The sequence below is a fragment of the Mesorhizobium sp. M1A.F.Ca.IN.020.06.1.1 genome (assembly GCF_004023265.1).
GTDB lineage: Bacteria > Pseudomonadota > Alphaproteobacteria > Rhizobiales > Rhizobiaceae > Mesorhizobium.
Genome location: NZ_RZSR01000204.1, coordinates 1 through 7588 on the forward strand (window position 1 = coordinate 1; position 7588 = coordinate 7588).

Annotated in this window: 7 protein-coding genes and 1 pseudogene; all 8 read right to left on the reverse strand. The window is 56.3% G+C overall.

Translation table 11 applies throughout. The annotated features are described in order from the left end of the window. A partial coding sequence (locus EOA60_RS38910) for a helix-turn-helix domain-containing protein (RefSeq protein WP_245502547.1) occupies positions 1–397 on the reverse strand: 397 nt, incomplete at its 3' end. Positions 398–439: 42 nt separating this feature from the next. After that, positions 440–925 (reverse strand): annotated as a pseudogene (locus EOA60_RS38915) (AraC family transcriptional regulator); the annotation flags it as partial. An 846-nt stretch (positions 926–1771) separates the two neighbouring features. Beyond that, positions 1772–2320 (reverse strand): ATP-binding cassette domain-containing protein, encoded by a 549-nt coding sequence (locus EOA60_RS11770; protein ID WP_164748274.1) that lies wholly within the window; start codon positions 2318–2320, stop codon positions 1772–1774. 5 nt (positions 2321–2325) lie between these two features. Beyond that, complete coding sequence (locus tag EOA60_RS39685; protein ID WP_281060738.1) at positions 2326–2448, reverse strand: hypothetical protein; 123 nt, start codon at positions 2446–2448, stop codon at positions 2326–2328. A 22-nt stretch (positions 2449–2470) separates the two neighbouring features. After that, on the reverse strand, positions 2471–3526 hold the full coding sequence (locus EOA60_RS11775; RefSeq protein ID WP_164748273.1) for a GlxA family transcriptional regulator: 1056 nt from the start codon (positions 3524–3526) through the stop codon (positions 2471–2473). Between the two features lie 43 nt (positions 3527–3569). Then, positions 3570–4886 (reverse strand): Xaa-Pro peptidase family protein, encoded by a 1317-nt coding sequence (locus tag EOA60_RS11780; protein WP_127335275.1) that lies wholly within the window; start codon positions 4884–4886, stop codon positions 3570–3572. A 243-nt stretch (positions 4887–5129) separates the two neighbouring features. Continuing rightward, entirely contained in the window at positions 5130–6668 is a 1539-nt protein-coding gene (locus EOA60_RS11785; RefSeq protein ID WP_127335264.1) for a trimethylamine methyltransferase family protein, read from the reverse strand. 28 nt (positions 6669–6696) lie between these two features. Further along, positions 6697–7588, reverse strand: an 892-nt coding sequence (locus EOA60_RS11790) for an aminomethyltransferase family protein (RefSeq protein ID WP_164899267.1), incomplete at its 5' end; no start/stop codon positions are given.

Genomic DNA, 7588 nt, shown 5'->3' on the forward strand with positions numbered 1-7588 from the left:
CTTTCGAGAAGTGCGATGCGGAGACAAAGCCACACGCAATCGCAATTTCAAGGACCGGCAGTCGCGAACTGATGAGTAGTAAGTGAGCACGTTCTAGACGAAGATCCAAATAGTACCGACTTGGTGAACATCCCAGTTCGCGCCTAAACAGCCGCTCGATTTGACGGCGGGACAGGCCCGCCGACCGCACAATATCATCTAGCAGCAATGGTTCCGTAAGGTTTGCTTCCATCAACTCAACAACCTTGATGACCGCTTGATGGTTTAATTGCACTTGAGAATGAAGCGGTAGACGTTGGCGATCACCTGCGGAACGGGTCCTGAACGCGATGGCTTTTTCGCAAACACGGTTGGCAACGATCGTCCCATGATGGCGCCCGACCAAATCCAGAAACATGTCGAAGGGGGCGTTACCGCCCGCGCAGGTGTATAGGTCTCCGTCCCGTTCAAAGGCGGTTTGAGTGGCTAGCACAAGTGGGAACCGCTCGGAGAACAGAGGGAATTGCTCCCAGTGCACTGCGCAACGTCGCCCTTCTGCAACTCCTGCTCGAGCGAGCGCGATGGTACCGCCACTTATGCCTACGAGGCTGCCGCGGCGGTTGCGACACTCTCGTAGCCATGCATCAAGCTGTCTGTGCATACTAGGAGCATTGCGACCGCCCACGACGACGACAGTCGGCGGTGTCATCGAACGCCGTGCCCGTTCACGTTCGAAGGCCAACGAAGAATCGGCGCAAACCAATAAACCGCAACTCGAGGCCGCAGGTTGCCCGTCGTCCGAAATCACTTGCCACCTATAAACGTCCCGCCCCACCACTTCGTTGGCGAGCCTCAATGCTTCCAGTGCTGACGAGAGGGCCTGGAGCGAAAAGGTGGGCAGGAGGTAGAAGACAAAAGTTTGCCATGTGGACTGTGCGTCTAGCATCCCTTGGGTGCCCTTTTCTGCTGCCTTGATCGCCGAGCTTCCAGCGGCGAAGCCAGAACTGCGCGACCGACTTGCTTATTTGAGCTCAGACTCGACAGGTAACAGGAAGGGTTCTGTGCCCGTCGGACCCGTATTCGGCAGCACCCGAGCGAAGGTTTTGCACTTCGTCGCGTTCGATAAACCGGGTATAGACTGAACTCAGGTCCTGGATATGGCATTTTGGCGCCGTCCCACCTCGGTGGGGAGCCGAACTTCTCCCCCAACGTGTCGTTCGATCCTCCATGTCGCGCTCGCTTATCTCCCAACAGCGATTAACTCGCATGCCGGGCCAAGCAGCAGTTGTTGAGCGTTCGGGCAGAATCTCGTAGAGTGCTGCTGCCGAATAAAATCGGCTACTTGTCATCTAATATAAAGTCAATCTCGCGTCATGCGTGACTTCAATGCGGATACGTCTGCCCTGAGCTGTGTTGAAAGTATGTAAGCCGCTGCGGTCCTGCTTACCGATACCATTGCTTTTGAGACTCATGATTGCTTCCTTTGCGGTCAGCGACATCACTGCAACTTGTGAAGTCATGAAACTGTTGTCTCTAACCAACCATGGGTCACTGGAATATGTGTGCCGGTATTGGTAGCCCAGACTGCCTTGCGTGTAGCCCGGTTCGGCGAGATCGTAATTGGAATTCTAGCAAATCAGGTGAGATAAGTGTTTCTGTTTCCGCTGGCATTTGAAGAATGTCCATCTTTGGAGTTGCGACATTGAAGAAGCTTCTGCTGGGTGTGCGATCCGGCTTCAGACAGTGATGAGAAAGAACGCGTACGGCAATGACGCGGCTGCGATAATACTGCTCAACCGGTACGCATGATGAGGCACCGAACGCTGTGATACCACGCATCAGCGCCAAGCCGAATGACGTCATTTCTGAGGATCGCCGCCTGCACCGACACGTGGAGAGCCGAGGTCGGCTCGTCGCACACGACGATGCGCGGATCGCCGGCAAAGGCGCGCGCGATCGCCACGCGCTGCTTCAGGCCGCCTGACAGCTGCCGAGGCTTGACCAAGATGCCGGTCGGTGAGCCGCACCGAGCGGATGAGCTCTTCCAGCCTTGTGCCCAGCGTCTTGCCTGTGAGACCGCCGCGGCTGAGGATATGCCGGATCGAATGCGAACGGTTGAGCGCCGAATCCGGATTCTGGAAGACGATCTGCACCGCCTTGACTCTGCTCCTCCGAGCGGCTGGAAGCCGCGGCGCCAACTGCTGCCCTCCAGTTCGATGCTGCCGCCTAGTCCGGCGGCACGAGGCCGAGCAGCAGCCTCGCAAAGGTGGTCTGCGCTGCCCGATTCGCCAACCAACCCGAGCGTCTCGCCGGGCCGCAGGCTGACTGAAACGTCCTTCACCGCTCTCAATGCACGGCCATGGCTGGCATAGTCTTGTTCAGCCCCTCGACCTGCAGCACTGGCGGCGCCTGCTTCGGCGCGACGGCGGCAATTTCGGCGGGTGTCGCGCGCGGCAGCGACTGTGCCAACCCAGCGTCCTGGCACATCATATCAGGTATACCCCAACCCCGGTCCAACCCATGACGGAACCTTTGCCCGGCATTTCTGCGGGGAGATGCCGTTGAAGTCTCGAAAGCTCTTTGCGAAATGCGAGGCCGATATGAACCCGCAGGCCATTGCGATATCAATGATCGGCATCCGCGTACCCTCGATCAGCCGTTTTGCGTGCTCGACCCTGATTCGGAGATAATGACGAACGGGGGGTACTCCTATATGGGCAGCAAACAGCCGCTCAAGTTGGCGGCGAGAGATCCCTACCCTCTGAGCCACCTCGCCGAGTGACAACGGAAACTCGACATTCTCCTCCATGGTCCGCATCGCTAACTCCAGCTTGGGGCTCACTCCGGCAAACGCAAGTCGCGATGGCCCTGTCTGACGCTTTGAACCCGAACGTTGACCTTCCACTGTCGCGTGGCGGCAAACCTCCTGCGCAATGAAGCCCCCAGCGTGGCTGCCGATGAGGTCCACCGCGAGATCGAACGCCGCCAGTTCGCCGGCACATGTTGAATACTGCCCGTCCTTGACGAATAAAGAATCCCGGATCCGGGACGTGTGGAACACTTCGGAAAACGCGGCGAGCCGCGACCAGTGGATCGTGCATCGCGTGTCTGCCAAAAGACCAGTCTGGGCGAGCAGCCAAGTTCCGGTGCCTATGGCCGAAATCGGTATCCCACGCCGGGCAATGGCGCGCAGAAAAGTATTGAGTTGCGGCGAAAGCTGCCTTTCCACGGGCTCACCTGCAATAAGGACGACCTGATCGGCTCTTCGATCGCCCATGCCCGCTGATAGTTCGTCCATCGAGGCGTCGACTGCCATTGCAAGTCCGTTGGTCCCTTCGACGGGCTGCTTACTCGTGCCCATGATCGACCAGCGAAACAACGACACCCCCGCGACAGCGTTGGCCATGCGCAACGGCTCGATATAGGCGTGAAGCGCGAGGTGCGAAAAGCCAGAAAGCACGAGCACCGCCACGTCCAACGGTCGGAGGGCGGCCGTTTCGGTTGGAGCCAGCGCCTGCAAGGCGAAGATGTTGGGCGGAGCGTTCATTTGAGCGTGGTAGTAACTAGTTGGCATTTGTCAGAAGACAAAATTAACTACACAATCGAGTATCAAGATGATAGTCTGAAAGCAGCTCATAACCGGTGTCGGTAATCAATACCTGCTGCTCCAATTTTACCCCTTCGTCTCCACAAGCCCGACCTACGTAGCTCTCAACGCAGAGGACGGTGCCCGATTCAAGAACGTCTTCTGGCAAGTCATCTTTGCGATCTTCTTTATAAAGAACCGCAGGGTACTCGTCGGCTAGTCCGACGCCATGATAAAGACAGCTGTAGCGACCCTGTGTGCAGTCGTCGGGGAGACCAACGGCCATTTCGCCCAATTCGGTCAACGAAATACCTGGTCTCAGAATCTCCGTGTTTGCTGCAACTTGACTAGCTGCGATCGCATACAGATCTCGCTGCTCATTTGTCGGTTTTCCTGATCCGCATAGCCATGTGCGCGAAATATCGACGCAATAACCGTAAGGTCCAACCAGGTCAGTATCAAATGCCACCAGATCGCCCGCCTCTATTATTCTCGATGAGCACTCTTGGAACCAAGGATTGGTACGAGGTCCAGATGCCAACAAACGTGTCTCTATCCATTCTCCGCCGCGGGCGATGTTACCCCGATGAAGTTGCGCCCAGAGTTCATTTTCCGAAATGCCAGGCGCTAGCATAGACTCCATTTCACCCATGGCTTTCTGGCAAGCCACAATAGCGCGTCGCATGCATAATATTTCGTCTGGAGACTTTATAAGGCGTGCGCGTTCCATGATTTCGTCCCCACCGTGGACAGATATGCCATGCTTCGCGAGTTCAACCGAGGCCGCCGGATCCAATCGATCTACGGCAATTCGCCGGTTGCCAGCTCCATGTTCAGTCACGACGTCGACGATATCCCGCGCCCATCGCTTGATATGCTCGGGTACCATATTGCCCGCGTAAAGATACATGAACGCTACAGCAGGCCGGACCTCGTCTACGACCTCAGAATGGTCCGATAAATGGTCGCAACCATGATAATCAAATAGGATGACAGGTCCGGCGGTCGGAACAAAGCAATAGCGCGTAGGGTTATGTGCTACCCACACCTGCATGTTGGTCGAGTCGGTCGCGTAGCGGATATTCACAGGATCGTAAAGAAGGACTCCTGCATAGTCTTTTTGCCTGAGTTCTCCCCGGATGCGACCCAATCGATACCGTCGCATCTTGGGAAGATTAGGTTCGGGAATAGCCGAGGCCCGCCACTCCGCTTCCACCATAGCCCCATAACCGAGCCGATGCTGGTTCAATCGTGCGGCTTTTTCCCGTTGCCCCGAACTATCGATGTGACTATTTCCAGCGCGAACCGCGTCAAATGGCATAATCTTGCGGCGCTTGCTGGCACTAAACGGGGGATTCTTACTTGGATCTGTCATTTCGCAATCCAACCAACTCCGAGTGCATGCCTAGTCTACAGAGGAGCTCAGCGCTCGGACGGCAGATTATCAGCGAGTTAATGGCTGACTTTTTTGTCTGAGCCAAGCACTGTGGAGACTGCCCTCTTATGTGTAAGCAACGTGTTCCGCCAATTAGGTTCTGTACCTCTCGCCTTTCTACAGAGCAGCCTATGCGGGAAACGCTCCTCCTTCGCGGGTACGCCGCGCAACGAATTCTCTAAGAGCTTCCTCAGCACCCTCGTGCAGGGAGGGGGCTTTGAAATCTTCGACTACTTTCTTCCATATGGTATTTGCACGCATAGTAGCGGTTTTGCTGCCGTCTTCAGACCACTGCCCGAAATTGCGCCAATCCGACACAAGCGGCGAATAAAATGCGGTTTGGTAGCGAGACATGGTGTAGGGCGCGCCGAAGAAATGGCCGCCCGGCTCGACTTCAGCGATCGCCTCATAAAGATTGTCTGTAGCCAAATCTGCCGTCTGGAAGATTTCTGCAATCGTCTGTAGCATTTCGACATCAAGGATGAATTTCTCCAGTGATGCCGACAGGCCGCTTTCTAGCCATCCGGCAGCGTGAAGCATCATGTTGACGCCGCCCAGGACCGACCCCCAAACCGAATTTAGATATTCGTAAGTGGCTTGCGCATCCGGTGTATTCGATGCGGTTGCAGCGGAGCCTCGCCAAGGCAGCCCAATATGGCGCGCCAATTGCCCTGCGCCGAATGCCGCCCGCACAAACTCTGGTGTGCCGAACGCGGGAGATCCGGATTTCATGTCGACGTTGGACGTAAATGAGCCATAAACGACCGGTGCCCCTGGGTTCACGATTTGAGACAGTGTGATTCCAGCTAACGCTTCAGCATGTTGTAGCGCGAGGGCGCCTGCAATTGTGATCGGAGCCATTGCACCGGCGAGGGTGAAAGGAGTGATGATCGCCACCTGCTTGGCACGCGCGAAATCGATAATGCCTTGGCACATCGGAACGTCGAGCTGGCGCGGAGAGTTGGTGTTAATGACCGTAAAACAGTACGGGCGAGCTCGAAAATCTTCCTCATCGACCCCGCGTGCGAGGCGGATCATCTCGAACATGTCTTTTACTTGGTTCGACCCGCGAGCATAAACGAACAGCGGCTTGTTGCTGAGAGTCAATTGGCCCTCAGTCTGAACTAGGTGGCGTAATTCAAGCGGCACGTCCTGAGGTTCGACATTAACACTCAGGAGGTGCACTATTTCAAAATGCTGCGTGAGCTTCAGGAAAGTTCGCATGTCTTCTCGCGTGCCGGCGCGCCGACCGCGTTCTATATCCATCACGTTCGGAGGGCCGCCGATGCAGACAAATGCCGTGCTTGAGCCGCCAATTTGGATGTCGCGGTCCGAGGAACCGCCTGCTAGCGCGAAAGATGCAGGAGCACTTGCCAGCGCCTGTCGAACGAGACCCCGGTCGATGAAAACAGTTGAACTGGATGTATCGACTTTTGCGCCGGCCTTTCGGAAATACTCGACAGCCTCTTCGTTTAGCACACGCATGCCCAAGTTCTCTAGAACGCGCAGCGCGGTATCGTGCAAGGTGGCGATTTGATCGTCGGAAAAGCTCCGCTGCGGCTGGAGAGGATTGGTCAATCTGCGGTAGGCAACCTTTCCCGACGGAACTCCTGCCGAACCGACCTCGCGCCGGGGGCGTTGCCCTAATCTCTGAACTCGCTTTGTCATGAGTGCCGGCTCCTTGCTCGCAACCGTTTCATTGACGCAACCTCGCCCCGGTTGGATCGATCGGGGAGGAAGGAATTATTTCGGCTTGGCGCGACTTCCCAACCACGTCGACTGACAGGGTGGCCCCCTCATCGACGGCGACACTGTCAACGTATCCGAGTGCTAAGCTTAAACCGGAAACGTGCCCGTACGCGCCCGATGTCACTTGACCAACGAGATGTCCGCCCGCGAAGACAGGCTCAAAGCCTGAAGCGTCGGCGCCATTGGCATCGATTTTCAGAGTAACCAGCCGCTGTTTGGGCCGCCCTTTATCACGCTCGGCCAATACCGCGTCTCTTCCAATGAAATCACCTTTATCAAAGGCGACAAAGCGGTCGAGGCCGCACATAGCCGGTGTGTAAGCGCGGGTGAACTCACGCGACCAGATTCCGTAGCTTTTCTCGATACGCAGAGAACTCAACGCATTGAAACCGATTTCACGAAGGTTCCAATCGCGGCCGGCCAACAACAAATCAAGGTAGAGCTGTCTTTGCTCGGCAGCGTTCACATTGATCTCATAGCCTAGTTCCCCCATCACCGAGAGGCGTGCCACGTTGGCCTGGCTGCGGCAAATGTCTATTTGCTGACACGCCATGAATGGGAAGGCCGCGTTCGACAGATCTGAAGGGGTTAAGCTCGCTAGAAATTCGCGTGACTTTGGGCCGGTGACCGACAAGCCAGAAACCGCATCCGAAATGTCGGAGATCGCAACACCTCTGCTGGGCTTGTGCTGGTCGAACCAGCGCATATGCCAAGACCGCAGATAGTACGACCCCATTAGCCAGAAAGTTTCATCATCCCAGTTGAGAACGGTAAGATCGCCCATTAGATGACCAGATGCAGACAGCATCGGAGCCAGCCGCACGCGATGGGGCTTAGGA